Raw genomic sequence first — 25,660 nt, 5'->3', positions numbered from 1 at the left:
CTCCGATTAAGGCGTTAAAGTTTTTTGGCTTTTTCCACGGCTTCGTCGATAGAACCGACCATGTAGAACGCCTGCTCTGGCAGGTGATCGTATTCGCCTTCCATGATGCCTTTAAAGCCACGGATGGTGTCTTTCAGGGAGACGTACTTGCCCGGAGAACCGGTAAATACTTCTGCCACGAAGAACGGCTGGGACAGGAAGCGCTGAATCTTACGTGCGCGAGCTACCACCAGTTTGTCTTCTTCAGACAGTTCATCCATACCGAGGATGGCGATGATGTCTTTCAGTTCCTGATAACGTTGCAGCAGGGACTGTACGCCACGTGCGGTGTCGTAGTGTTCCTGACCCACAACCAGCGGATCCAGCTGACGGCTGGTGGAGTCCAGCGGGTCAACGGCCGGGTAGATACCCAGAGACGCAATCTGACGGCTCAGTACCACGGTTGCATCAAGGTGAGCAAAGGTGGTGGCTGGTGACGGGTCAGTCAAGTCATCCGCAGGGACGTATACGGCCTGTACGGAAGTGATAGAACCGGTTTTGGTGGAGGTGATACGTTCCTGCAGAACACCCATCTCTTCCGCCAGGGTCGGCTGATAACCTACCGCTGAAGGCATACGACCCAGCAGTGCGGATACTTCAGTACCGGCCAGGGTATAACGATAGATGTTATCGACGAACAGCAGAACGTCACGACCTTCGTCACGGAATTTCTCAGCCATGGTCAGGCCGGTCAGAGCAACGCGCAGACGGTTTCCCGGCGGCTCGTTCATCTGGCCATAAACCAGGGATACTTTATCCAGAACGTTGGAGTCGGTCATTTCGTGGTAGAAGTCGTTACCCTCACGAGTACGTTCACCGACGCCCGCAAACACGGAGTAACCGGAGTGCTCGATCGCGATGTTACGGATCAGCTCCATCATGTTTACGGTTTTACCTACGCCCGCACCACCGAACAGACCTACTTTACCGCCCTTAGCGAACGGACACATCAGGTCGATAACTTTGATGCCGGTTTCCAGCAGTTCCTGAGAACTGGACAGCTCTTCATAAGACGGAGCTGCGCGGTGAATAGCCCAACGCTCTTCTTCGCCGATGTCGCCTTTCATATCGATCGGCTGACCCAGCACGTTCATGATACGACCCAGCGTTGCTTTACCAACCGGGACTTCGATCGGGTGCTCAAGGTCTTTAACTTCCAGACCACGACGCAGACCGTCAGAAGAACCCATGGCGATAGCACGTACGATACCACCGCCGAGCTGCTGCTGAACTTCCAGCACCAGGCTCTCATTACCATTCTGTACCTCAAGAGCATCGTACACGCGCGGTACGGCATCCTGAGGGAATTCGACGTCAACCACGGCGCCGATTACCTGGACAATTTTTCCAGTAGCCATCTTGAATCCTCTACGAATTAACCTGGTTATACCGCGGATGCACCACCGACGATCTCGGTGAGTTCCTGAGTAATGCTGGCCTGACGAGCTTTGTTGTATACCAACTGCAGCTCTTTAATCAGGCTGCCGCCATTATCGGTTGCGGCTTTCATCGCCACCATACGTGCGGCCTGCTCGCTGGCCAGGTTTTCTACCACGCCCTGATAAACCTGGGACTCGACATAACGACGCAGGAGGGTATCCAGCAGCGCTTTCGGGTCTGGCTCATACAGATAATCCCAGGATTTACGCTTCAGCTCAGCATCTTCTGATGCCGGTAACGGCAGCAGCTGAGTGATGGTCGGAGTCTGGGACATGGTATTAATAAATTTGTTGCTGACAACGTACAGCTTGTCCAGACGGCCTTCATCATAGGCCTGCAACATCACTTTTACCGGGCCGATTAGTTCGGACAGCGATGGGTTATCTCCCATGCCAGTCACCTGGGCGACAATATTGCCACCGACGGAACTAAAGAAAGATACGCCTTTAGAGCCGATCATTGCGATGTCGCACTGAACGCCTTTATCGGACCATACTTTCATATCTGCCAGCACTTTCTTGAACAGGTTAATGTTCAAGCCGCCGCACAGACCACGGTCGGTCGACACCACCAGGTAGCCCACGCGTTTAACGTCGCGTTCTTCCAGGTACGGGTGCTTATATTCCAGATTACCGTTTGCAAGGTGACCAATCACTTTGCGCATGGTATCTGCATAAGGACGGCTGGCCGCCATGCGCTCCTGCGATTTACGCATTTTGGAAGCGGCGACCATTTCCATCGCTTTAGTGATCTTTTGCGTGTTCTGGACGCTTGCGATCTTACTACGTATCTCTTTTGCGCCGGCCATGAACTTCTCCTCAATGCCTTGCGGCCTGCCCTAAGGCAAGCCGCCAGACTTTACCAGGACTGGGTTGCTTTAAAGGAGTCGAGGATGCTTTTCAGCTTGCCTTCGATCTCGTCGTTATAGCCACCGGTCTGGTTAATCTCTTGCATCAGCGGAGCGTGGTCACGGTCAACGTAAGCCAGCAGAGCGGCTTCGAAGCTACCGATTTTCGCCAGTTCCACATCTTCGAGGTAACCGCGTTCAGCAGCAAACAGGACCAGACCCTGCTGTGCTACAGACATCGGTGCATACTGTTTCTGTTTCAGCAGCTCGGTTACTTTCTGACCATGGCTCAGCTGTTTACGGGTTGCTTCATCCAGATCGGATGCGAACTGAGAGAACGCAGCCAGTTCACGATACTGCGCCAGCGCGGTACGGATACCACCGGACAGTTTCTTGATGATCTTGGTCTGAGCAGCACCACCAACACGGGATACGGAGATACCCGGGTTAACCGCAGGACGAATACCAGAGTTAAACAGGTTGGTTTCCAGGAAGATCTGACCATCGGTAATGGAAATTACGTTGGTCGGAACGAACGCAGAAACGTCACCCGCCTGGGTTTCGATAATCGGCAGTGCGGTCAGGGAGCCGGTTTTACCTTTGACTTCACCTTTGGTGAATTTCTCAACGTATTCCGCGTTAACGCGGGATGCGCGCTCCAGCAGACGGGAGTGGAGGTAGAACACGTCGCCCGGGAATGCTTCACGTCCTGGCGGACGACGGAGCAGCAGGGAAACCTGACGGTAAGCAACGGCCTGTTTAGACAGGTCATCGTAAACGATCAGCGCATCTTCACCGCGGTCACGGAAGTATTCGCCCATTGCGCAACCGGCATATGGCGCCAGGTATTGCAGTGCAGCAGATTCAGAAGCGGTCGCCACGACAACGATTGTGTTGGACAGCGCGCCGTGCTCTTCCAGTTTACGTACCACGTTAGAAATGGTGGACGCTTTCTGGCCAATAGCTACGTACACGCACTTGATGCCGGAATCACGTTGGTTGATGATCGCATCGATTGCCATCGCGGTTTTACCGGTCTGACGGTCACCGATGATCAGCTCACGCTGGCCACGGCCGATTGGAATCATGGCATCGACGGATTTGTAACCGGTCTGTACCGGCTGATCGACGGACTGACGTTCGATAACGCCCGGAGCGATAACTTCGATTGGCGAGAAGCCATCGTGCTCAACCGGACCTTTACCGTCGATAGGTGCACCCAGGGTGTTCACCACGCGACCCAGCAGGCCACGGCCAACCGGAACTTCAAGGATACGGCCAGTACATTTAACCTTCATGCCTTCGGCGAGGTCAGCGTACGGACCCATTACTACTGCACCTACGGAGTCGCGCTCCAGGTTCAGTGCGATAGCGTAACGGTTACCCGGCAGGGAAATCATCTCACCCTGCATACAATCGGCCAGGCCGTGGATGCGGATAACACCGTCACTGACGGAAACAATAGTACCTTCGTTGTGAGCTTCGCTCACCACATTGAACTGAGCAATGCGCTGCTTGATCAGTTCGCTGATTTCGGTGGAATTCAGTTGCATGCTCCAGTCCCCTTAAGACTGCAAGACGTCTGCAAGGCGATCAAGACGGCCGCGTACGCTACCATCAATGACCATATCACCCGCACGGATGATAACACCTGCCATAACAGACTTATCGATTTTGCAATTCAGCTTAACTTTGCGTGACAGACGTTTTTCCATCGCGCCGACGATCTTCTCAAGCTGTGCTTCACTCAACTGGGAGGCAGAAATAACATCGACCTCTGCGGTTGCCTCACTGGCAGCGCGCAGGTGAATGAATTGCTCAAGAACATCCGGGAGCACTTGCAGACGACCATTTTCAGCCATAACCCGAATCAGGTTCTGGCCATTTTCGTCCAGTTGCTCACCGCATACCGCAATGAACGCGTCAGAGAGCGTTTCCGGCGCCAGAGCACCGGACAGAAGCTCTGCCATTTGTTCGTTTTTGGTCACTTCAGCGGCAAACGCCAGCATATCCTGCCAGCGTTCAACACTTTTGTGTTCGACGGCAAAGTCAAAAGCTGCTTTGGCGTAGGGGCGAGCTACCGTTACAAATTCAGACATCAGCCCCTCCCTCCTTACAGTTCAGCGACAAGTTTGTCCACGATGTCGCTGTTAGCAGCTTCATCCACGGAACGTTCGATGATCTTCTCGGCGCCAGCAACAGCCAGGATTGCGACCTGCTTACGCAGCTCCTCGCGAGCACGTTTACGTTCGGCATCGATTTCAGCCTGCGCCTGTGCGACGATTTTGGTGCGTTCCTGTTCTGCTTCAGCTTTAGCTTCGTCCAGCATCTGAGAGCGACGCTTGTTCGCTTGCTCGATGATGACCTGAGCTTCCGCTTTCGCTTTTTTCAGCTGGTCGGTCGCGTTGGCCTGTGCAAGGTCCAAATCTTTCTTAGCGCGTTCTGCAGAAGCCAAACCGTCAGAAATCTCTTTCTGACGTTTTTCGATGGCAGCCATTAACGGCGGCCATACGTACTTCATGCAGAACCATACGAAAAGAACAAACGCGATGGCCTGGCCGAGGATTGTTGCGTTCATGTTCACAGCACAATACCTCTTAAATTAACTCTGTGGCTTAGGTTTCTTTCGAACAACTTACTACGCGACAGCAAACATCACGTACAGACCCAGACCTACAGCGATCATCGGGATAGCATCCACCAGACCCATAACGATAAAGAACTGAGTACGCAGCAGAGGAATCAGATCCGGTTGACGCGCTGCGCCTTCCAGGAATTTGCCCCCGAGGATGCCGATACCGATCGCAGCACCGATCGCCGCCAGACCCATCATCACAGCGGCAGCCATGTACAGCAGATCCATATTCAGGTTTTCCATGACAGTCTCCAGTTTGTTTCAGTAAAAACGTAGTATGTTGGTAAAAATCAATGCTCTTCAGATGCCATCGACAGATAGACGATCGTCAGAACCATGAAGATGAAGGCTTGCAGCGTAATAATCAGGATGTGGAAAATGGCCCATGGCACATTCAGAACCCACTGTGACCACCACGGCAGCAGACCAGCAATCAGAATGAAAATCAGCTCACCGGCATACATGTTGCCGAACAGTCGCAGACCAAGTGAAACCGGTTTGGACAGCAGGCTTACCCCTTCAAGGATTAAGTTGACAGGAATGAATGCCCAGTGATTGAACGGCTGCAGCGTCAGTTCTTTAACGAACCCACCCACGCCTTTCATTTTGATGCTGTAGAAAAGAATCAGGATAAACACGCCAAGCGCCATCGACAGGGTGATGTTCACGTCAGCAGACGGAACCACGCGCAGTGCAGGCAGGCCGAAAATGTGTTCGCCGATGTAAGGAATCAGGTCGATTGGCAGCAGGTCCATCAGGTTCATCAGGAATACCCAGACAAACACGGTGAGGGCCAGCGGAGCAATCAGCTTGCTCTTGCCATGATACATGTCTTTGACGCTGCCATGGACGAAGCCAATGGTCATCTCGATAGCCGTCTGGAGTTTACCAGGAACACCGCTGGTCGCTTTTTTCGCAACGCTACGGAAAATGGTAAGGAACAACAGACCGAGCACCACTGAGAAGAACATGGAGTCAATGTTGAGCGTCCAGAAGGTGGCCGGGGGGTTGTGCGGATCCACCAGCGAGAAAGTACGCAGGTCCAGCTGAAGGTTGTTCAGATGGTGGCCTATGTATTCCTGCGGCGTCATATTTTCTGCAGCCATGATGCCTTTTACCCTTTGTTGTTAATTACAGCTGGTGCCAGAATTTGTACCACCAGCACCAAAACCCACGTCACTATCAGCGGCATGAATACCACTTTGAATACAGCCAGCGCCACCGCGAGGAGGGCAAAGGTCAGCAACACCTTGAAAGCTTCGCCGAAGGCGAAGGTCCAGGCCACTCGGCCTTTAGATGGTGTATGCGCCTGATGACGCCAGGCAAAAATCATAAACAACATGTTTGGCAAAACAACCGCCAAACCTCCACATACAGCGGAGACGCCCCAGAAGGGGTCTTTTAGGCTGAACAGCAGTCCACTTGCTATTACTGCCAGTAACTGAATAAACAGAAGCTTACGAGCAACGTTTCGACTCAAGAGCGACACAGACATCACGTTTTTACTCCTGCTCCCTTCGAGGTATGTCGCGTGTCGTATAAAACGTCCTTTAAGACGAAGAGTCAAGCATCAAAAAGCGGACAAATTATACGGTGACGCCCCGTGATTTCAAACAATAAGTAGCAAAATAGTGAATAAATGTTTAATTATTTTCCAGCTGGCAACTTTTCCTGCATTTTGCCAATCTGTGAGCCGTCATACGAAACTGCAAATACTGAGAAAACACAGAGATTAAAGCGTGCACCAGATCACATATTAAACATTTTAGAGGAATGCGAATTAATTCCGTTCATAAATTGTCTGTTTTCATCTTTTTGATATTAAAGATAAAAAATGAGCAGTTTTTATAAAACAACCACGCATACAATGAAAACCTTTTATTGACATTTATAATAAATATTTAACATCTGTATGCTCTGTCAGGCGCTCGATTTTTAGCGTACTGATATTTTCAATGTTGACTATTTTATGGGTTAACCAACCGTCAAAGTTAACTTCGAGATAACCCATAGTAAAAACATGGTTAAAATGCTCCGGGAATAGCTCGCAGTCACATTTATTTTTGTAACATGCTACGGTCTCATTTTTTTCACATTTTTTGATAAAAACTAAATCATTTTTGGCTTAATAACCACCAGGTGACGCTCCCCTTCCAGCTCAGGAACATGCAGCCTGATGATCTCGCTGACGGTATATCCGTTGGGAAGATTTGCCATTTCATCTTCCTGGGCCACCCCTTTCAACGCATAGAAGCAGCCGGTTTCTGACGGCAGATGATGACACCAGCTGACCATGTCATTCAGAGAGGCAAATGCGCGGCTGATGACGCCATCGAACGGCGGCTCAGCGGGGAAATCTTCCACGCGGCTCTGTACCGGAGCAATATTATCCAGTTTTAACTCATGCTGGACCTGACGAAGAAAACGCACGCGCTTACCAAGGCTGTCCAGCAGCGTGAAATGTGCTTGCGGAAGAACTATCGCCAGCGGGATTCCCGGTAGCCCTGGCCCTGTTCCGACGTCGATAAAACGCGTTCCCTGCAGATACGGCGCAACAACAATGCTATCGAGGATATGGCGAATCAGCATCTCATTCGGATCGCGAACGGAAGTCAGATTGTAGGCTTTGTTCCACTTATCCAGCATTCCAACATAGGCCACCAGCTGGTTTTTCTGGTGATCGGTGAGCGAAATACCGGCTTCAGCCAGCAGACGAGAAAGTTTGTTGAGCACGTTCAATACCTGTCCAGAAATAATGAGCCCGGAGGCGATGACGCTTACCGGGCCGGTGAATCAAAAGGGCGGAGGCGCAGTCTGCTATCCGCCAAATTCCGCCTCTCAGGGCAATCAGGCGCTACGGCGCAGCATCCCCTGCTTTTTCAACCAGACCAGCAAAATAGAAATCGCCGCTGGCGTGATGCCGGAAATACGCGAAGCCTGACCGATTGAAGACGGTTTGTGATCGTTGAGCTTGGCAATCACTTCATTCGACAACCCGATCACCTGACGATAATCAAGCGTTGCCGGCAGGATCGTATTCTCATTACGCTGCTGTCTTTCGATCTCTTCCTGCTGACGAGCAATATACCCTTCGTACTTCACCTGGATTTCGACCTGTTCTGCGGCCTGCACATCTTCGAGGCCCGGTGCGAACGGTGACAGCTGAACCAGCTGCTCATAGGTCATTTCCGGACGACGGAGTAAATCTTCTCCGCTCGCTTCGCGAGAAAGTGGTGCAGTCAGGTGAGCATTCACTTCTTCTGCGCTGTCTGCCGCCGGATAAACCCAGGTGGTTTTCAGACGCTGACGCTCCAGCTCAATGCTTTCCAGCTTCTCATTGAAACGCGCCCAGCGTTCATCATCGACCAGACCCAGTTCACGTCCCTGTTCCGTCAGACGCAGATCGGCGTTATCTTCGCGCAGCATCAGACGATATTCGGCGCGTGAAGTAAACATCCGGTACGGTTCTTTCGTTCCCAGAGTACACAGATCGTCGACCAGCACGCCGAGGTAGGCTTCTGAACGCGCCGGCGCCCAACCCTCTTTTTCCGCAGAGAAACGACCGGCGTTCAGGCCGGCAAGCAGCCCCTGAGCGGCAGCTTCTTCGTAACCGGTGGTGCCGTTAATTTGTCCGGCAAAGAACAGACCGTGGATATATTTACTTTCCAACGTCGGCTTCAGATCGCGCGGGTCGAAAAAGTCGTACTCAATAGCGTAGCCTGGACGAACGATTCTGGCGTTCTCCATGCCTTGCATAGAGCGAACAATTTGCATTTGTACGTCAAACGGCAGGCTGGTGGAGATACCGTTTGGATAAATTTCATTAGATGTCAGCCCTTCAGGCTCAAGGAAGATCTGATGCTGGTTACGATCGGCAAAACGCATCACTTTATCTTCGATCGACGGGCAATAACGCGGGCCGATCCCTTCAATCACCCCGGCATACATTGGGCTACGATCGAGGTTATTACGGATCACGTCGTGGGTTTTTTCGTTGGTATACGTGATATAGCACGGTACCTGCTGCGGATGCTGAGCCACATTGCCCATGAACGAGAAGACCGGCATGGGGTTATCACCATGCTGCGGCGCCAGAACGCTAAAGTCGATGGTACGGGCGTCAATACGTGGCGGCGTACCGGTTTTCAGGCGGCTGACGCGCAGCGGCAGCTCACGTAAGCGGCGAGAAAGCGGGATGGACGGCGGATCGCCTGCGCGGCCACCGCTGTAGTTATCCAGTCCGATATGGATCTTGCCATCAAGGAAGGTACCGACGGTCAGGACCACCGCTTTGGCGCGGAATTTCAGTCCCATCTGGGTAACGGCTCCGACAACCCGATCGTTTTCAACAATCAGATCCTCAACCGCCTGCTGGAAGATCATCAGGTTGGGCTGGTTTTCCAGCGCAGTGCGTACCGCCTGACGATAGAGTACGCGGTCTGCCTGAGCTCGTGTCGCTCGTACCGCCGGTCCTTTGCTGGCGTTTAGTATCCTAAACTGAATGCCTGCCTGGTCGATCGCTTTCGCCATCAGTCCGCCAAGCGCATCCACTTCTTTTACCAGGTGTCCTTTCCCAATGCCGCCAATCGCCGGGTTGCAGCTCATCTGCCCCAACGTGTCGATATTGTGTGTCAAAAGCAGGGTCTGCTGACCCATTCGCGCTGCGGCCATCGCGGCCTCAGTGCCTGCATGACCCCCGCCAATGATGATGACGTCAAAAGGATCCTGATAAAACATGGTGGTATGCCTCGCATAAAGCGGTTTGAAAATGGATTGAAGCCCGGGCCGTGGATTCTACTCAACTTTAGTCGATCGAGAAAGCTCCGGGATCTTGAGTATTAAAAAGAAGATCTTTTATTTAGAGATCTGTTTTATTGTGATCTCTTATTAGGATCGAACCTTTCTGTGGATAAGCCAGATCCGCGTTTTAAGATCAAATGCTTAAGAAGGATCACTATCTGTGAATGATCGGTGATCCTGTTCCGTATAAGCTGGGATCAAAATGAAGGGTTATACACAGGTCAAAAAGCAGCCACTGGTTATACGTTGGATAACTACCGGTTGATCAGAGCTTTTAAGTGTAGTTATCCACAGAGGATCGGACGATCTTTACAAAACTTAGAGCAAATCTTTCCAGGATCCGACCCAAATCTCAGCCGGATCCTCCGGAATTTCATGTTCCAGGACATTTATCTTCAGCGTTTCGCCGATCTGTTGTGCGCCACATGCCTTCAATGCGCTGTCGATTTTGTCGATGGCGCCGCAGAAGGTGTCGTATTCGCGGCTGCCGATGCCCACGGCGCCAAAACGAACGGCGGACAGGTCTGCCTGCTTTTCCTGAAGCGCTTCATAGAACGGCAGCAGATTATCAGGGATATCACCCGCACCATGTGTAGAGGAGATAACTAACCAGATCCCCTCAGCCTGCAGATCCTCGATCAACGGACCGTGCTGGATTTCGGTGCTGTAGCCCGCCTCTTCCAGCTTTTCAGCCAGATGCTCCGCTACATATTCCGCACTGCCCAGGGTACTGCCGCTGATAAGCGTAATGTCTGCCATGATCGTCTGCTCAATTATTCAGAGTGGCACATTGTACGCTGTGTGAGAGCTGGGATCTACCTGTGGAAAATGTGGGATTAAAAAAGCCCGATCACGGGCGGATGGTCCGCATGATCGGGTTCTGCAGGGAGATCAGGGTCTCGGTGGACTGAATTTCATCGATTGTTTGGATCTTGTTGATAAGTACCTGCTGCAGGGCATCGATCGAGCGGCACATCACCTTAATAAAGATGCTGTAGTGCCCGGTGGTGTAGTAGGCCTCGGTGACCTCGTCGAGACTTTCGAGTTTGGCCAGCGCGGAGGGATAGTCTTTGGCGCTTTTCAAAATGATGCCGATAAAGCAGCAGACGTCGTAACCGAGCTGTTTGGGGTTCACGTCGATACGGGCGCCGGTAATGATCCCTGCCTGTTTCATCTTCTCTACGCGAACATGAATCGTCCCCGGGCTGACGCCAAACTGTTTGGCCAGTTCGGCATAGGCGGTACGGGCATTGGCCATTAAGGCTTCCAGGATGCCGCGGTCCAGATTGTCGATCTGATAATTTTCCATAGGTTTTTCTTATGATGTTTGAAGATTCTTTCTATATTAGCCGTATATTTTAATGAATCAAAAGTGAACATGGCTTTTTGTTGTTTGATTATTGTATTGGTGGCCATTTTTGTTGCTTAATCAATATCAACAGGACGCAGGAGTAATAAAAAAATGAAAACCGCATACATCGCAAAACAACGCCAGATTAGTTTCGTTAAGTCTCACTTTTCCCGCCAGCTGGAAGAGAAGCTTGGTCTGATTGAAGTCCAGGCACCTATCTTAAGCCGCGTAGGAGACGGGACTCAGGACAACCTGTCTGGTTGCGAGAAAGCGGTTCAGGTGAAAGTGAAAACGCTGCCAGACGCCCAGTTCGAAGTGGTTCATTCACTGGCGAAGTGGAAACGTCAAACCCTGGGACAACACGACTTCAGCGCGGGCGAAGGGCTGTACACGCACATGAAGGCCCTTCGCCCCGATGAAGACCGACTGACCGCCATCCACTCTGTTTACGTCGACCAGTGGGACTGGGAACGCGTGATGGGTGATGATGAACGCCATGCCGGTACATTAAAATCAACCGTAGAGGCTATCTACGCCGGGATTAAAGCGACCGAAGCCGCTGTATGTAAAGAGTTTGGCCTGACGCCGTTCCTGCCGGAACAGATTCAGTTTGTCCATAGCCAGACGCTGCTGAGCCGTTATCCGGGTCTCGATGCTAAAGGCCGCGAGCGGGCGATTGCGAAAGAGCTGGGAGCCGTATTCCTGATGGGGATTGGCGGTAAGCTTTCTGATGGCCAGCGTCACGACGTTCGTGCGCCGGATTATGATGACTGGAGTACATCGGTTGAGGAAGGCTTTAGCGGCCTGAACGGCGATATTCTGGTGTGGAACCCGGTGCTGGAAGACGCTTTCGAGCTCTCCTCTATGGGGATCCGCGTGGATGCCGAGGCCCTGAAGCGCCAGCTGGCGATCACCGGTGATGAGGATCGTCTGAAGCTGGAGTGGCACCAGGCGCTGCTGCGCGGTGAAATGCCGCAGACCATCGGCGGCGGCATTGGTCAATCCCGTCTTACCATGCTGCTGCTGCAGCTGGATCATATCGGCCAGGTACAGTGCGGCGTATGGCCGGCGCAGGTTCGTGAGAGCGTGGCTTCGCTCCTTTAATCGCCCCGAGAGATCCGTTAACGCCGCCAGCGTCGCAGCAGGCGGCTACGTAACCCGGTATCAAAGCGCCAGATATGATCGAAGATGCGCATGATGCCGGGTTTGCCATGGACAGACATCGCTACCGCATGAAAGCGATGATGATGCTTACGCTGTAGCTCCCCCACCTTATTGATCACCTCATCCGGCAGCCGCTGGGCAATAAAATCAGAAATCACCACCGCATCGGCATCGACCCACTGCGGGTTTTGCATTCGCTCAATGATGGAACGGAAACAGCTGGCTAAATCCGTACCGCCGCGAAAACGCTGGCTCAGGAAGCGGATCGCCTGCTCCAGACCCTGCGGGCCCGTCAGCTCGTAATGCACGACCTCACTGGAGAAAAGCATAATAAAGCAGCGGCGATTGTCCGCCAGCGCCACCCGCATTAATGCCAGGCAAAACGCCTTGGCGCACTGTTCGTTGAAACCGCCCATCGAGCCGGAAGTATCGACGCAGACGATAAAAGGTCCGCGTGGCTGTTCGTCAACATCTTGTCGGGTCACCGGCCTCTCGGTGATTTTTTCCCGCCAGGCGTCGCCATGTAGCCGATAGGTCAGCAGCTGCTTTTCTACCAGCTTGCGATAGAACTCGAATTCCAGTTCAGTGATCCCCAGCGTCGCCAGCTCCGGCGGCAGCAGGCGCAGGATATCGTCGCTCTGTTGTAGGCCATCAACCTGTTCCGGTACCGTTGCCGGCTCACGAACCAGGCTGCGAAAGGCTTCCATCGGCGCATCCTTTTTCGGTACCGATTTGGCTTCCCGCGAGCGGCCTAACTGCTCAGCCAGCTGCATCAACTCCGGCTGCTGGCTGAGAAAGTCACCGTAGCGAACGATCAGCTGATAGTCGCCGCGCTTCAGCTCGCCTGCGCTCATATCCCACAGCCGGCCCGCGGCGTTATCGTTTTCCACCAGCACCGGTTCCAGCTGTCCGCTCAGGGTCATCCTCTCCTGGACTTCACTCAGCAGCTGATCGCGTTCTTCATCCAGCAGCTGCTGGTTGAGTGTGGTTGCCTGCACCACCAGACTCAGACGCCAGCGCTGTAAAAACAGGGTATGTAGTGCGGGCGTGAAGGTCGCATTGTCATCCACCAGCTGTTGCGCCTGGGCGGCAAACGGCGAGTGCAGCTGATGCAGCTGGCCAAGGATCTGCGGGAGCTGCACGATGAACTGCGAGGTGGAGAGCAGCTGCGATCGCTGATAGTTCTGGACTTCAACATCCAGCTCCGGCGGGATCGGCGTCTCTTTGAGTCGTGCTCTGACGGCTTCCCGCCAGCGCGGAATATCGGCGGCGATAATATTCTTCAGGCGCGGAAATTTTTCGAAGAACACGGCAAGCTGAGGAGAGGCCAGCAGCGCCAGCAGCATCTCTTCGATCATCCCCTCTTCGCTGACTGCCAGCATGACATTCAGCATATCCAGCGTCATGGCTGTCGCGCCTGTTTAATCTGCGTGCCGACGTCCTGCAGGCTGGCTTCAATACGTCCTAGCCAGTCACCGGGAATAAACAGACATTTTTGCTGTTCGCTAAAGCGGTTATGCTGCTGGTGCCACTCGTCATCCAGCGCTTCCAGCTGCTGGCGGATTTCGGCCGGCATGTTTTCTTGCGATTCGCTGCCGGGCAGCGAAAGGCGGGAGCCTTGCAGGCTGACGTCGCGAACGACCAGATGCTGGCTGGCATCGACATCGATATTCAGCTGCTGGGCGAAACCAATGCCGTTAAGCTTACCGCGGATTTCACCGCCTTTTTCCAGCCAGTGCGAGAGCTCTTCGCGGACGAAGGTTATATGAATAACTTCCATATCGTGCAGCTTAAGCGGCTGCTGGAGCAGCAGGGTCAGCGTGGTATCCTTGAGTTCAGACGGTAATTCATAATGCGGTTTACGGCTGAACATCCCGCCGAGGCGCGTGACCTTCAGCGCGGTTTTGTCGCTGTGCTGCTGTTGGATTTGGATGCGTCTTTGGGTTATGGCGCCCAGTTTGGTCAGCATTGCCTGCTGTTGCCAGGCATGGCTGGTCATCAAGGTTTCCAGCTGCTGTGACATCAGATTCATGCTTTCGATATCGTGCCACAGGCAATCTTTCAGCAAAATAAGATCGATAGGGGCAATGGTATCCCGGCCGCTGAAGAAGGCGCTGGCCTGCAGCAGACGAATGGCCTTTTTCCAGCGCCGATCCGAGACATAAGGCGAACCCGATAACGTATCCAGCTGCTGGCGGAGCTGGAAGATAAGCTCAAACACGCTGTCCGGTAGCTTCACGGCGCTGATATCCTGCTGCCACTGCCGGAACTCTTCGTCGCTGACCTGCAGGCTGGCAGGGACCGGGTTGCTGTTTTCATCCTGCTGGCTTATCAGCATCGAGCGGAAGTTCGTTTTATCCTGGACCTTATCCAGCCATAAACGGATGAGCATGCGATCGTACAGCGCTTCAAGGCTGCTGTCCGCTTCCGGTAATTCGTTTGAGGCCGCCACCAGCAGGCGCATGGGGATTTTTTCTTCTTTCGCCCCGTTGCGGAACTGACGTTCGTTGATTGCCGTCAGTAAGGTGTTGAGAATAGCCGGGCCAGCTTTCCAGATTTCATCGAGGAAGACGATTTCGGCTTCCGGAAGATAGCCTGTCGTCAGGCGCTCGTAGCGTCCTTCATCCTTCAGCGCCTGGATGGAGAGGGGGCCAAAAACCTCTTCCGGAGTAGAAAAGCGGGTCATCAGGTATTCAAAAGCGCGGGCTTGCTGAAAGGCGAATTTGAGGCGGCGGGCGATCAGGCTTTTAGCGATGCCCGGCGGACCGAGTAAAAAAACGCTTTCGCCGCTGAGTGCGGCAAGCAGGCAGAGTCGTATCGCGTGACTGCGTTCGAACAAACCTTTTTCGAGGGAGGCGCTGAGCCGGGAAATTCTTTCTGCCAGTAAATGTGATTGAGCCATAATTGAGTTGCGTGCTTTTTCATGTGTCGTTATTGATTCGAGTATAGATGTTTGATTAGGGATGGTAATAGCCTGAAGAATCGATTTATTTTCTTTGAGCCAGGTTAATATGATGTTTGTTAGGGGTACGATTCAGCAAATAATCGTGCATACTGTGCGCTTTTTGTGGGCCAAGGGACTAGGCACACATTTGTTTTATAAACGAAAAGACTAGTCTATGAGCACTGATAATAAGCAATCGTTGCCAGCAATAACGCTGGCGGCTATCGGCGTGGTATACGGAGATATCGGTACCAGTCCGCTGTATACACTTCGGGAATGTCTGTCTGGTCAGTTTGGGTTTGGCGTTGAACGTGATGCTGTTTTTGGCTTTCTGTCGCTAATATTCTGGCTGTTGATCTTTACCGTATCACTCAAATATATCACCTTCGTAATGCGCGCAGATAACGCCGGTGAAGGGGGGATCCTGACGCTGATGTCGCTGGCGGGGCGTAATACGTCTGCGCGAATGACGTCGGTTCTGGTTATTCTTGGCCTGATCGGCGGCAGCTTCTTCTATGGTGAAGTGGTGATTACGCCAGCGATTTCGGTCATGTCGGCGATTGAAGGGCTGGAAATTATCGCCCCTAATCTGGATACCTGGATTGTCCCCATCTCCATTATCGTGTTGACGCTGCTGTTTGCTATCCAGAAGCACGGGACCAGTATGGTCGGCAAGCTGTTCGCGCCGATTATGCTGATTTGGTTCCTGCTGCTGGCGGTGCTGGGCGCGCGCAGCATTATCGCCAACCCGGAAGTGCTGCAGGCGCTAAACCCTTACTGGGCGGTTCATTTCTTCCTTGAATATAAAACCGTCTCTTTTGTTGCGCTGGGCGCGGTGGTGCTGTCCATTACCGGTGTCGAAGCGCTGTATGCGGATATGGGGCACTTTGGCAAACTACCGATTCGCCTGGCCTGGTTTTCGGTGGTGCTGCCCTCGCTGGTGCTGAACTACTTCGGCCAGGGAGCGCTGCTGTTGCAGCACCCGGAAGCGATCAAAAACCCCTTCTTCCTGCTGGCTCCTGAATGGGCGCTGATTCCGATGCTGATCATTGCGGCGCTGGCGACGGTTATCGCCTCGCAGGCGGTAATTTCCGGAGTCTTCTCGCTGACTCGCCAGGCGGTTCGTCTGGGATATCTGTCGCCGATGCGGATTATTCATACCTCGGAAATGGAGTCCGGACAGATCTATATTCCGTTCATCAACTGGCTGCTGTATGTCTCGGTGGTCATCGTGATTATCAACTTCGAGCACTCTTCGAACCTCGCGGCGGCGTACGGGATCGCGGTAACGGGAACCATGGTATTGACCACGATTCTCTTCACTACGGTCGCGCGTAAAAACTGGCGCTGGAATAAGTTCGTTGTCGCGCTGCTCCTTATCGCCTTTATGAGCATTGATTTTCCGCTGTTCTCGGCCAACCTCGATAAGATTGTTTCCGGCGGCTGGCTGCCGTTAACCCTGGGTCTGGTGATGTTCACCGTGATGACGACCTGGAAAAGCGAGCGTTTCCGTCTGCTGCGTCGGATGCATGAACACGGTAACTCTCTGGAAGCGATGATCTCTTCCCTCGAGAAATCACCGCCGGTTCGCGTACCGGGGACTGCCGTATATATGTCCCGTGCGCTGAACGTGATTCCGTTTGCCCTGCTGCATAACCTTAAGCACAACAAGGTGCTGCATGAACGCGTGATTCTGCTGACGCTGCGTACTGAAGATGCGCCTTATGTGCATAACGTCCGCCGGGTGCAGATCGAGCAGATTTCGCCGTCGTTCTGGCGCGTGGTGGCCAGCTACGGCTGGCGCGAAACGCCAAACGTGGAAGAGGTGTTCCACCGCTGCGGGCTGGAAGGTCTGAGCTGCCGGATGATGGAAACCTCGTTCTTTATGTCGCATGAGTCGCTGATTATCGGCAAACGGCCATGGTATTTGCGTCTGCGTGGAAAACTGTACCTCCTGCTGCAGCGTAACGCCCTGAGGGCGCCGGATCAGTTTGAAATCCCGCCAAACCGGGTGATTGAACTCGGTACCCAGGTCGAAATCTGATGCTCTGAAGCCCTTCCGCGTGAAGGGCTTTTTTTGGTTTTTTGCCCCGCTTCACTTTTCCTTCCCGGCGTTTGCGAAACGTTTCGATGGCGATCACATTTCTCTCTTCTGGTGATGGTTTTTCATGCGTGTATTGACAATACTTGCGACAGCGAAACGTTTCGCTAATGGAGCAAAAGAGAAAAATGAAAAAAGGCACCGTACTTAACGCTGATATTTCTTCGGTTATCTCCCGCCTGGGTCATACCGATACGCTGGTGGTCTGCGATGCCGGTTTACCGGTTCCCCGCAGCAGCACGCGCATCGATATGGCATTAACCCAGGGCGTTCCCTCCTTTATGCAGGTTCTGGAGGTGGTGACGGCGGAAATGCAGGTTGAGGCGGCGATCCTGGCGGAAGAGATAAAGACACACAATCCGCAGCTCCATGCGACGTTGCTCACTCACCTTGAGCTGCTGCAGCAACACCAGGGAAACACCATTGAAATTCGTTACACCAGTCATGAGCAGTTTAAAAAACAAACCGCAGATAGTCAGGCGGTGATTCGCAGCGGGGAGTGTTCCCCGTATGCGAACGTTATTCTCTGTGCCGGCGTGACGTTCTGAGGTCGCCGATATGGAAGCCTTATTGCAATTAAAAGGGATCGATAAAGCGTTCCCTGGCGTTAAGGCGCTCTCCGGCGCCTCGCTCAATGTCTATGCTGGCCGCGTGATGGCGCTGGTCGGCGAAAACGGTGCCGGCAAATCCACCATGATGAAGGTGCTGACCGGTATCTATACCCGCGATGCCGGCTCGCTGTTGTGGCTCGGCAAAGAGGTCACCTTCAACGGACCGAAATCCTCCCAGGAAGCCGGTATCGGCATTATTCACCAGGAACTCAACCTGATCCCACAACTGACGATCGCGGAAAACATTTTCCTCGGTCGTGAGTTCGTCAACCGGTTTGGCAAAATCGACTGGAAAACGATGTATGCCGAAGCCGACAAACTGCTGGCAAAGCTGAATTTACGCTTTAACAGCCAGAAGCTGGTGGGCGATCTGTCGATTGGCGATCAGCAGATGGTTGAAATCGCCAAGGTGCTGAGCTTTGAGTCGAAGGTCATCATTATGGATGAGCCAACGGACGCATTGACCGATACCGAAACGGAATCTCTGTTCCGCGTCATCCGCGAGCTGAAAGCGCAGGGGCGCGGGATTGTTTATATCTCCCACCGTATGAAAGAGATCTTCGAGATTTGCGATGATGTGACGGTCTTTCGCGACGGGCAGTTTATCGCCGAGCGCGAGGTCGCCAGTCTGAATGAAGATCTGCTGATCGAAATGATGGTTGGCCGCAAGCTGGAAGATCAGTATCCGCACCTGGATAAAGCGCCCGGTACGGTTCGTCTGAAGGTGGACAACCTGTGCGGGCCGGGTGTTGAAAATGTGACTTTTTCCCTCCGTCAGGGCGAAATTCTCGGCGTCGCCGGGCTGATGGGGGCCGGGCGAACGGAGTTGATGAAGGTGCTGTACGGCGCGCTGCCGCGCACCAGCGGTTCCGTCACGCTCGACGGCCATGAAGTGGTGACCCGTTCCCCTCAGGATGGTCTGGCAAACGGGATTGTCTATATCTCCGAAGACCGCAAGCGTGATGGCTTAGTGCTCGGTATGTCGGTGAAAGAAAACATGTCGTTAACGGCGCTGCGCTATTTCAGCCATGCTGGTGGCCGCCTGAAGCACAAAGATGAGCAGCAGGCGGTGAGCGATTTTATCCGCCTGTTCAATGTGAAAACGCCGTCGATGGAACAGGCAATAGGCCTGCTCTCCGGTGGTAACCAGCAAAAAGTGGCCATCGCCCGCGGGCTGATGACGCGGCCGAAGGTGCTGATCCTTGATGAACCGACCCGCGGCGTGGACGTTGGTGCGAAGAAAGAGATCTATCAGCTGATCAACCAGTTTAAAGCCGATGGTCTGAGCATCATTCTGGTCTCTTCGGAGATGCCGGAAGTGCTGGGCATGAGCGATCGCATCATGGTGATGCATGAAGGGCATCTCGGCGGTGAGTTCACACGCGAGCAGGCCACCCAGGAAGTATTGATGGCTGCCGCTGTGGGCAAGCTTAACCGTGTGAATCAGGAGTAAAAAAGATGACAACCCAGGCTGTTACTGGTCGCCGCTATTTCACAAAAGCATGGCTGATGGAGCAAAAGTCGTTGATTGCCCTGCTGGTGCTGATAGCGATTGTTTCGACCATGAGCCCCAACTTTTTTACCGTTAATAACCTCTTCAATATCCTGCAGCAGACGTCGGTCAACGCCATTATGGCCGTCGGAATGACGCTGGTCATTCTGACCTCGGGGATCGACCTGTCCGTCGGCTCCCTGCTGGCGCTGACCGGTGCGGTTGCGGCATCGATTGTGGGGCTGGAGGTGAATGCGCTGGTAGCGATTGCCGCAGCGCTTGCTTTAGGCGCGGCAATTGGCGCGGTGACCGGCGTGATTGTGGCGAAAGGGCGTGTTCAGGCCTTTATCGCCACCCTGGTGATGATGCTGCTCCTGCGCGGGGTGACGATGGTGTACACCAACGGCAGTCCGGTGAACACCGGGTTTACCGATAACGCCGACCTGTTTGGCTGGTTTGGTATCGGGCGCCCGTTAGGGGTTCCGACGCCGGTATGGATTATGGCAATCGTCTTTCTGGCGGCCTGGTACATGCTGCACCATACGCGGCTGGGTCGTTATATCTATGCGCTGGGCGGTAACGAGGCGGCGACCCGCTTATCCGGCATCAGCGTCAATAAAGTGAAAATCATCGTCTATTCGTTATGCGGCCTGCTGGCTTCGCTGGCGGGGATTATCGAAGTGGCGCGCCTCTCTTCCGCGCAGCCGACGGCGGGTACCGGTTATGAACTGGATGCTATCGCGGCGGTTGTGCTCGGCGGCACCAGTCTGGCGGGGGGGAAAGGGCGTATTGTCGGTACCTTGATTGGCGCGCTGATCCTTGGCTTCCTGAACAACGGTTTGAATCTATTAGGCGTTTCTTCCTATTACCAGATGATCGTGAAAGCGGTGGTAATTTTGCTGGCGGTGCTGGTAGACAACAAAAAGCAGTAACTCAGAACTCTACAGGACATCTTAACTATGAATATGAAAAAACTGGCGACCCTGGTCTCTGCTGTGGCTCTCAGTGCAACCGTCAGCGCCAACGCGATGGCGAAAGATACTATCGCCCTGGTTATCTCTACCCTGAATAACCCGTTCTTTGTTTCCCTGAAAGAGGGGGCGCAGAAAGAAGCGGACAAACTGGGCTACAACCTTGTCGTACTGGATTCGCAGAACAACCCGGCGAAAGAGCTGGCGAACGTACAGGATTTAACGGTCCGTGGCGCGAAGCTGCTGCTGATTAACCCTACCGATTCTGATGCGGTAGGTAACGCCGTGAAGATGGCTAACCAGGCGAAGATCCCGGTGATTACCCTCGACCGTCAGGCTTCGAAAGGCGATGTCGTCAGCCATATCGCGTCTGATAACGTGCTGGGCGGTAAGATGGCCGGCGACTACATTGCGAAGAAAGCCGGTGAAGGCGCGAAAGTGATTGAACTGCAGGGTATTGCAGGGACTTCCGCGGCTCGTGAACGTGGTGAGGGCTTTAAGCAGGCCGTTGCCGCGCACAAATTCAATGTTCTGGCCAGCCAGCCGGCGGACTTCGACCGTACCAAAGGTCTGAACGTCATGCAGAACCTGCTGACCGCCCATCCTGATGTGAAAGCGGTATTTGCGCAGAATGATGAAATGGCGCTGGGTGCGCTGCGTGCATTACAAACGGCAGGCAAATCCGATGTGATGGTGGTTGGATTTGACGGTACTCCGGATGGCGAAAAAGCCGTAAATAGTGGCAAACTGGCAGCGACCATCGCTCAGTTGCCAGAGCAGATCGGCGTGAAAGGCGTCGAAACTGCTGATAAAGTGCTGAAGGGTGAGAAAGTGGATGCCAGCTATCCGGTTGAGCTGAAGCTGGTCATTAAGCAGTAATATGCGATTCGGGTCGGAAACGGTCCGAGGGACAATATAAAAAAGAAAAGCAGGGCATGCGCCACCGGAATCCGGTGGCGCGCTTTCCCGGGAACAGAAATAATGAAAACCGCAGGCAAACTTGTCGTCCTTGGCAGCATCAATGCCGATCACATTCTTAACCTTGAATCTTTCCCGACGCCGGGCGAAACCGTCACCGGTCATCATTATCAGGTGGCTTTCGGCGGTAAAGGGGCTAACCAGGCCGTCGCCGCCGGGCGAAGCGGCGCGGATATTGCGTTTATTGCCTGTACCGGCGATGACGATATCGGTGAACGCGTTCGTCGCCAGCTCCAGAGCGATGGTATCGATGTTGCGCCGGTGCGGGCGGTCAAAGATCAATCGACCGGCGTGGCGCTGATTTTTGTTAACGCCGAAGGTGAGAATGTCATCGGTATTCATGCCGGAGCTAACGCCGCGCTCTCTGTCGAGCAGGTTGAGGCGGAAAAAGTGCGTATTGCGGGTGCTCAGGCGCTGCTGATGCAGCTGGAGTCACCGCTGGAAAGCGTGCTGGCGGCAGCAAAAATCGCGCATCAGCATCAAACCACCGTGGTGCTTAACCCGGCACCGGCGCGTGAGTTGTCAGATGAACTGCTCGCGCTGGTGGATATCATTACGCCTAACGAAACCGAAGCCGAGAAGCTGACCGGCATCCGCGTGGAAAACGATGACGATGCGGCTAACGCGGCCCGTGTGCTGCATGACAAAGGCATTGGTATCGTGATGATTACGCTTGGCAGCCGGGGCGTATGGGTCAGCCATGAAGGTCAAGGCCGTCGGGTTCCCGGTTTTAAAGTTCAGGCCATCGATACCATTGCCGCTGGTGATACCTTTAATGGCGCTTTTGTGACGGCCTTACTGGAAGGAATCGCGCTGGACGAAGCGATCCGTTTTGCCCATGCCGCGGCGGCGATTGCCGTTACCCGTAAAGGCGCACAGCCTTCCGTACCATGGCGCGAAGAAATCGACGAGTTTTTACGTCAACAGGGGTAACGTTTGGCTACCATGAAGGATGTAGCCCGCGAGGCGGGCGTTTCCACTTCAACAGTTTCTCACGTCATTAATAAAGATCGCTTCGTCAGCGAGGCGATTACCGCCAAAGTTGATGCGGCGATTAAAAACCTTAACTATGCGCCGTCTGCGCTGGCGCGTAGCCTCAAATTAAACCAGACCCGGACCATTGGCATGCTGATCACCGCCAGTACCAATCCGTTTTATTCGGAACTGGTGCGCGGCGTGGAGCGCAGCTGTTTTGAGCGAGGCTATAGTCTGGTGCTGTGTAATACCGAAGGCGATGAGCAGCGCATGAACCGCAATCTTGAGACGCTGATGCAAAAACGCGTCGATGGTCTGCTGCTGCTGTGTACCGAAACGCATCAGCCTTCACCGGAAATTATGCAGCGCTACCCGTCAGTCCCTACGGTGATGATGGACTGGGCGCCGTTCGACGGCGATAGCGATCTGATTCAGGACAACTCGCTGCTGGGCGGCGATATGGCAACCCAGTATCTGATTGATAAAGGATATACCCGCGTGGCCTGTATTGCAGGGCCGCTGGATAAAACGCCGTCGCGCCTGCGCCTAGAGGGGTATCACGCGGCGATGGCGCGCGCCGGGCTTCCGGTGATGGACGGTTATGTCATTACCAGTGATTTCGAATTTGGCGGCGGATTTAGCGCCATGCAAAAGCTGCTCGCCTTACCCGAGCGGCCGCAGGCGGTCTTCGTCGGCAACGACGCGATGGCCGTTGGGGCATATCAATCGCTGTATCAGGCCGGGTTACGAATTCCGCAGGATATGGCGCTGGTGGGGTATGACGATATCGAACTGGCGCGCTATATGACGCCACCACTGACTACTATCCATCAGCCGAAAGATGAACTGGGCGAACTGGCCATCGACGTGCTGATTCATCGCATGGCCGATCCGGGTCAGAAGCAGCAACGCGTTCAGCTCACCCCGGAGCTGGTCGTTCGCGGCTCCGTTTAACGCTTATGCCGCTCTTTAATCAGGTTGCGGCCGTCTTTCGCTCTTAACAGCATAAATGTCAGCGCCGAAACCACGGTAATCGCCCCCATCGTAATAAAGGTGTAGTGGAACTGCTCAACGGTACTGGCGCTGTCGAACCCTTCATAAAAGCGTAGCACTGCGGCACTAATGGCGACCCCGAGGCTAATGGATAGCTGTTGCGTCACGGCCAGCAGGCTATTGCCGCTGCTGGCGTTATCATCGGTCAAATCGGCCAGCGTGATGGTATTCATCGATGTGAACTGGGTGGACATCGCCATCCCCAGCACAAACAGCGGTAGCAAGAGCATCCAGACAGGCATTGCCGGAGACTGGAAGGAGAACTGGGCAATCATCAGTCCGATAAAAATGGTGACGCCGACCAGGGTTTTCCGATAGCCGAGCCAGCGTAAAATCTGAGTCACGGTTGATTTCGCGATAATCGAGCCGATTGCGGTGGGAGCGATCATGCAGCCTGCGACGATCGCTGGATAGCCAAAACCGACCTGCAACATCAAGGGCATCAGAAACGGCACACAGCCGGTGCCCAGACGGGTGGCCAGATTACCGGCAATACCGACCGAAAAGGTGCGCGTCTTAAATAAAGAAAGCGAGATCAGCGGAGTCGGGTGGCGACGCGCGTGGCGGATATAAGCCAGCAGCAGTATAACGCTAAGGGCAATGACCGAAAGAGCTATCCAGGTTGCGACGATTTTCTCGCCAAACAGTTCGATGCCGCTGGAAAACAGTACCAGGCTCAATCCAAACAACAGAAAACCGCTGGTATCGAAACGGCGGCGCGGCGTGGTGAAATCCGGCATATATTTGCGCGCGTACAGTATCCCGATAATGCCGATAGGAATATTAATGAGGAAAATCCAGTGCCAGCTGGCCCAGGTGACCAGCACGCCGCCGAGCACCGGCCCAAGAATCGGGCCAACAAGTCCGGGCATAGTGACGAAGTTCAGTACGGGGAGCAGTTCGCTGCGCGGGTAGGCTCTTAATAATGCCAGGCGCGCCACCGGCATCATCATGGCGCCGCCTATCCCCTGAATCACGCGAAAGATAACCAGCTCCATTAATGAACTGGAGAGGGCGCAGGCCAGTGAACCGAGCGTAAACAGGCCGACGGCAATGATAAACACCTTACGGGTGCCGAAGCGGTCAGCTAACCAGCCGCTGACCGGGATAAGCATAGCGACCGTTAATGTGTAGCTGATAATGGCAGACTGCATGGCCAGCGGTGAACGGTTTAGGCTATGCGCAATGGCGGGAAGGGCGGTGTTGAGAATCGTGGCATCCAGCGCCTGCATAAAAAAAGCCATGGCTGCAATCCACGGCAGTCCGGCCATACTGCGCCCTTTTTTTTCGCTCATGCGGAACCCTTGTTACTTGCCTGAATGGTTTGGTGCGTTCAATAACGTCTGGCAGGCGTTAAGCGCTCGCGGGCCATCGCTATCCTGGATAGCGTCGACAATGGCCTGGTGGAGATCCAGCTTTACCACTTCGTTCTGAGTAATCGAAGTGAAGTAGGTGTGGTAGACCGAATGAAACAGAGAAGCGAATGCGATCAGGAACGGATTTCCGCTCATTTCATAGATGTGCTCATGCCAGGCCATATCGACTTCTATCCAGCGTTCGCGCAGAAAGCGTTTTTTTAACTGGCCCATCTCTTCCATTAAGGTATTGAGCTGGGCCTTTTGTTCTGCGTTGCCAAAGGTGGCCGCCAGAAAACAGGCCTGAGGCTCCAGGCTGCTGCGCATAACCAGGAAATGGCTCACCACCTCTTCAAAGTTATCTTCCGTTAACCACCATGAGAGCAGCTCCTTGTCGAGGAAGTTCCAGCTACTGCGTGGCATGACTCGGGTACCGATACGCGGGCGCGGCAACAGCATCCCTTTGGCGGTAAGCGTCTTAACCGCTTCGCGTACCGCGGTGCGACTCACGCCAAACTGTTCGCCCAATTCCATTTCGCCAGGAAGAATACTTTCCGGCGGGTATTCGCCGGTCAGGATTTTTTGAGCCAGTTTCTCTGCTAATACCCAGGAGATGTTCTTTTGTGCCGCCAGTTGCTGTGCGCTTAAAGACATATATGCCGTTCCTTTCTCTTTTTATCTGTATCAGTATGCCATCTGGTGGACTATTTCGTTGGTTAAAACAGCAAAACGCTGGTTTTTTGCCACGTTACGAGCTGGTTTGGTGAAAAAAGAGACGGTTGAAAAGTTTTTTTAAAACAGGGCTTGTCAACGTCTCAGAACTCCCTATAATGCGCCTCCACTGACACGGAACAACGGCACGCAAGCCGCCGGGTCAGCGGGGTTCAGAGATGAACGCCAACGG

At 53.7% G+C, this 25,660-nt stretch carries 24 protein-coding genes; 8 read left to right on the top strand and 16 right to left on the bottom strand.

Going from position 1 to position 25,660, the window contains the following annotated elements; genetic code table 11:
- Window positions 1-14 precede the first annotated feature (14 nt).
- The 12 genes from atpD to asnC all read right to left on the bottom strand — a co-directional run bounded on the left by atpD (window position 15) and on the right by asnC (window position 11,070).
- Window positions 15-1,397: a F0F1 ATP synthase subunit beta gene (gene atpD / locus GRPL_RS21130; RefSeq protein WP_004869217.1), complete on the bottom strand. Its 1,383-nt coding sequence runs from the start codon at window positions 1,395-1,397 to the stop codon at window positions 15-17.
- 26 nt (window positions 1,398-1,423) lie between these two features.
- Window positions 1,424-2,287, bottom strand: coding sequence for a F0F1 ATP synthase subunit gamma (gene atpG, locus GRPL_RS21135; protein WP_004869218.1), 864 nt, complete (start codon window positions 2,285-2,287; stop codon window positions 1,424-1,426).
- Window positions 2,288-2,337: 50 nt separating this feature from the next.
- Window positions 2,338-3,879, bottom strand: a complete 1,542-nt coding sequence (gene atpA, locus GRPL_RS21140) for a F0F1 ATP synthase subunit alpha (protein WP_004869219.1) — start codon at window positions 3,877-3,879, stop codon at window positions 2,338-2,340.
- A 12-nt stretch (window positions 3,880-3,891) separates the two neighbouring features.
- Complete coding sequence (gene atpH, locus GRPL_RS21145) at window positions 3,892-4,425, bottom strand: F0F1 ATP synthase subunit delta (RefSeq protein WP_004869220.1); 534 nt, start codon at window positions 4,423-4,425, stop codon at window positions 3,892-3,894.
- Between the two features lie 14 nt (window positions 4,426-4,439).
- Window positions 4,440-4,910, bottom strand: a complete 471-nt coding sequence (gene atpF / locus GRPL_RS21150; protein WP_004869221.1) for a F0F1 ATP synthase subunit B — start codon at window positions 4,908-4,910, stop codon at window positions 4,440-4,442.
- A gap of 54 nt (window positions 4,911-4,964) precedes the next feature.
- Window positions 4,965-5,204, bottom strand: coding sequence for a F0F1 ATP synthase subunit C (gene atpE / locus GRPL_RS21155; protein ID WP_000429386.1), 240 nt, complete (start codon window positions 5,202-5,204; stop codon window positions 4,965-4,967).
- 47 nt (window positions 5,205-5,251) lie between these two features.
- Window positions 5,252-6,067: a F0F1 ATP synthase subunit A gene (gene atpB, locus GRPL_RS21160; RefSeq protein ID WP_004869223.1), complete on the bottom strand. Its 816-nt coding sequence runs from the start codon at window positions 6,065-6,067 to the stop codon at window positions 5,252-5,254.
- A gap of 8 nt (window positions 6,068-6,075) precedes the next feature.
- Window positions 6,076-6,456, bottom strand: coding sequence for a F0F1 ATP synthase subunit I (gene atpI, locus GRPL_RS0125520; protein ID WP_004869225.1), 381 nt, complete (start codon window positions 6,454-6,456; stop codon window positions 6,076-6,078).
- Between the two features lie 614 nt (window positions 6,457-7,070).
- Complete coding sequence (gene rsmG / locus GRPL_RS21165; protein WP_032690155.1) at window positions 7,071-7,694, bottom strand: 16S rRNA (guanine(527)-N(7))-methyltransferase RsmG; 624 nt, start codon at window positions 7,692-7,694, stop codon at window positions 7,071-7,073.
- Between the two features lie 114 nt (window positions 7,695-7,808).
- On the bottom strand, window positions 7,809-9,698 hold the full coding sequence (mnmG, locus tag GRPL_RS21170; RefSeq protein WP_032697069.1) for a tRNA uridine-5-carboxymethylaminomethyl(34) synthesis enzyme MnmG: 1,890 nt from the start codon (window positions 9,696-9,698) through the stop codon (window positions 7,809-7,811).
- Window positions 9,699-10,079: 381 nt separating this feature from the next.
- Entirely contained in the window at window positions 10,080-10,520 is a 441-nt protein-coding gene (mioC, locus tag GRPL_RS21175; protein WP_004869231.1) for an FMN-binding protein MioC, read from the bottom strand.
- 91 nt (window positions 10,521-10,611) lie between these two features.
- Entirely contained in the window at window positions 10,612-11,070 is a 459-nt protein-coding gene (gene asnC, locus GRPL_RS21180) for a transcriptional regulator AsnC (RefSeq protein ID WP_004869233.1), read from the bottom strand.
- Between the two features lie 153 nt (window positions 11,071-11,223).
- Between asnC and asnA the strand changes: the two genes are divergently transcribed.
- A complete protein-coding gene (asnA, locus tag GRPL_RS21185; RefSeq protein WP_032690153.1) occupies window positions 11,224-12,216 on the top strand; it encodes an aspartate--ammonia ligase in 993 nt (330 codons plus the stop codon).
- A gap of 17 nt (window positions 12,217-12,233) precedes the next feature.
- On the opposite strand, the gene viaA is transcribed toward asnA, so the two are convergent.
- Both viaA and ravA read right to left on the bottom strand, forming a co-directional pair.
- Window positions 12,234-13,682 (bottom strand): ATPase RavA stimulator ViaA, encoded by a 1,449-nt coding sequence (gene viaA, locus GRPL_RS21190; protein ID WP_032690152.1) that lies wholly within the window; start codon window positions 13,680-13,682, stop codon window positions 12,234-12,236.
- On the bottom strand, window positions 13,679-15,178 hold the full coding sequence (gene ravA, locus GRPL_RS21195; RefSeq protein WP_032690151.1) for an ATPase RavA: 1,500 nt from the start codon (window positions 15,176-15,178) through the stop codon (window positions 13,679-13,681). The genes viaA and ravA overlap by 4 nt, the downstream gene beginning before the upstream one ends.
- Before the next feature lie 217 nt (window positions 15,179-15,395).
- On the opposite strand from ravA, the gene kup reads away from it, so the two are divergent.
- The 7 genes from kup to rbsR all read left to right on the top strand — a co-directional run bounded on the left by kup (window position 15,396) and on the right by rbsR (window position 23,302).
- Window positions 15,396-17,264, top strand: a complete 1,869-nt coding sequence (kup, locus tag GRPL_RS21200) for a low affinity potassium transporter Kup (RefSeq protein ID WP_004869240.1) — start codon at window positions 15,396-15,398, stop codon at window positions 17,262-17,264.
- Between the two features lie 185 nt (window positions 17,265-17,449).
- The gene (gene rbsD, locus GRPL_RS21205; RefSeq protein ID WP_032690150.1) at window positions 17,450-17,869 is read left to right on the top strand and encodes a D-ribose pyranase; all 420 of its coding nucleotides are present in this window, start codon (window positions 17,450-17,452) and stop codon (window positions 17,867-17,869) included.
- Between the two features lie 10 nt (window positions 17,870-17,879).
- A complete protein-coding gene (gene rbsA, locus GRPL_RS21210; protein WP_032690149.1) occupies window positions 17,880-19,385 on the top strand; it encodes a ribose ABC transporter ATP-binding protein RbsA in 1,506 nt (501 codons plus the stop codon).
- A gap of 5 nt (window positions 19,386-19,390) precedes the next feature.
- Complete coding sequence (rbsC, locus tag GRPL_RS21215) at window positions 19,391-20,356, top strand: ribose ABC transporter permease (protein WP_004869245.1); 966 nt, start codon at window positions 19,391-19,393, stop codon at window positions 20,354-20,356.
- Window positions 20,357-20,383: 27 nt separating this feature from the next.
- On the top strand, window positions 20,384-21,274 hold the full coding sequence (rbsB, locus tag GRPL_RS21220; RefSeq protein WP_004869247.1) for a ribose ABC transporter substrate-binding protein RbsB: 891 nt from the start codon (window positions 20,384-20,386) through the stop codon (window positions 21,272-21,274).
- A gap of 99 nt (window positions 21,275-21,373) precedes the next feature.
- The gene (gene rbsK, locus GRPL_RS21225) at window positions 21,374-22,306 is read left to right on the top strand and encodes a ribokinase (protein ID WP_162180056.1); all 933 of its coding nucleotides are present in this window, start codon (window positions 21,374-21,376) and stop codon (window positions 22,304-22,306) included.
- Window positions 22,307-22,318: 12 nt separating this feature from the next.
- Window positions 22,319-23,302: a ribose operon transcriptional repressor RbsR gene (rbsR, locus tag GRPL_RS21230; RefSeq protein WP_032690147.1), complete on the top strand. Its 984-nt coding sequence runs from the start codon at window positions 22,319-22,321 to the stop codon at window positions 23,300-23,302.
- Here rbsR and mdtD read toward each other — a convergent pair.
- Complete coding sequence (gene mdtD, locus GRPL_RS21235; protein WP_032690146.1) at window positions 23,299-24,696, bottom strand: multidrug transporter subunit MdtD; 1,398 nt, start codon at window positions 24,694-24,696, stop codon at window positions 23,299-23,301. The genes rbsR and mdtD overlap by 4 nt on opposite strands.
- A gap of 12 nt (window positions 24,697-24,708) precedes the next feature.
- Window positions 24,709-25,410: a FadR/GntR family transcriptional regulator gene (locus GRPL_RS21240; protein WP_032690145.1), complete on the bottom strand. Its 702-nt coding sequence runs from the start codon at window positions 25,408-25,410 to the stop codon at window positions 24,709-24,711.
- Window positions 25,411-25,660 lie beyond the last annotated feature (250 nt).

It is taken from the genome of Klebsiella planticola ATCC 33531 (assembly GCF_000735435.1).
Taxonomy (GTDB): Bacteria; Pseudomonadota; Gammaproteobacteria; order Enterobacterales; family Enterobacteriaceae; genus Klebsiella; species Klebsiella planticola.
This window is presented reverse-complemented; position numbering and strand designations above follow the sequence as displayed.

Coding starts and splice junctions, on each gene's coding strand:
- atpD (WP_004869217.1), bottom strand. CDS start 1,397: ATGGCTACTGGAAAAATTGTCCAGGTAATCGGCGCCGTGGTTGACGTC.
- atpG (WP_004869218.1), bottom strand. CDS start 2,287: ATGGCCGGCGCAAAAGAGATACGTAGTAAGATCGCAAGCGTCCAGAAC.
- atpA (WP_004869219.1), bottom strand. CDS start 3,879: ATGCAACTGAATTCCACCGAAATCAGCGAACTGATCAAGCAGCGCATT.
- atpH (WP_004869220.1), bottom strand. CDS start 4,425: ATGTCTGAATTTGTAACGGTAGCTCGCCCCTACGCCAAAGCAGCTTTT.
- atpE (WP_000429386.1), bottom strand. CDS start 5,204: ATGGAAAACCTGAATATGGATCTGCTGTACATGGCTGCCGCTGTGATG.
- atpB (WP_004869223.1), bottom strand. CDS start 6,067: ATGGCTGCAGAAAATATGACGCCGCAGGAATACATAGGCCACCATCTG.
- atpI (WP_004869225.1), bottom strand. CDS start 6,456: ATGTCTGTGTCGCTCTTGAGTCGAAACGTTGCTCGTAAGCTTCTGTTT.
- mnmG (WP_032697069.1), bottom strand. CDS start 9,698: ATGTTTTATCAGGATCCTTTTGACGTCATCATCATTGGCGGGGGTCAT.
- mioC (WP_004869231.1), bottom strand. CDS start 10,520: ATGGCAGACATTACGCTTATCAGCGGCAGTACCCTGGGCAGTGCGGAA.
- asnC (WP_004869233.1), bottom strand. CDS start 11,070: ATGGAAAATTATCAGATCGACAATCTGGACCGCGGCATCCTGGAAGCC.
- asnA (WP_032690153.1), top strand. CDS start 11,224: ATGAAAACCGCATACATCGCAAAACAACGCCAGATTAGTTTCGTTAAG.
- viaA (WP_032690152.1), bottom strand. CDS start 13,682: ATGACGCTGGATATGCTGAATGTCATGCTGGCAGTCAGCGAAGAGGGG.
- ravA (WP_032690151.1), bottom strand. CDS start 15,178: ATGGCTCAATCACATTTACTGGCAGAAAGAATTTCCCGGCTCAGCGCC.
- kup (WP_004869240.1), top strand. CDS start 15,396: ATGAGCACTGATAATAAGCAATCGTTGCCAGCAATAACGCTGGCGGCT.
- rbsD (WP_032690150.1), top strand. CDS start 17,450: ATGAAAAAAGGCACCGTACTTAACGCTGATATTTCTTCGGTTATCTCC.
- rbsA (WP_032690149.1), top strand. CDS start 17,880: ATGGAAGCCTTATTGCAATTAAAAGGGATCGATAAAGCGTTCCCTGGC.
- rbsC (WP_004869245.1), top strand. CDS start 19,391: ATGACAACCCAGGCTGTTACTGGTCGCCGCTATTTCACAAAAGCATGG.
- rbsB (WP_004869247.1), top strand. CDS start 20,384: ATGAATATGAAAAAACTGGCGACCCTGGTCTCTGCTGTGGCTCTCAGT.
- rbsR (WP_032690147.1), top strand. CDS start 22,319: ATGAAGGATGTAGCCCGCGAGGCGGGCGTTTCCACTTCAACAGTTTCT.
- mdtD (WP_032690146.1), bottom strand. CDS start 24,696: ATGAGCGAAAAAAAAGGGCGCAGTATGGCCGGACTGCCGTGGATTGCA.
- GRPL_RS21240 (WP_032690145.1), bottom strand. CDS start 25,410: ATGTCTTTAAGCGCACAGCAACTGGCGGCACAAAAGAACATCTCCTGG.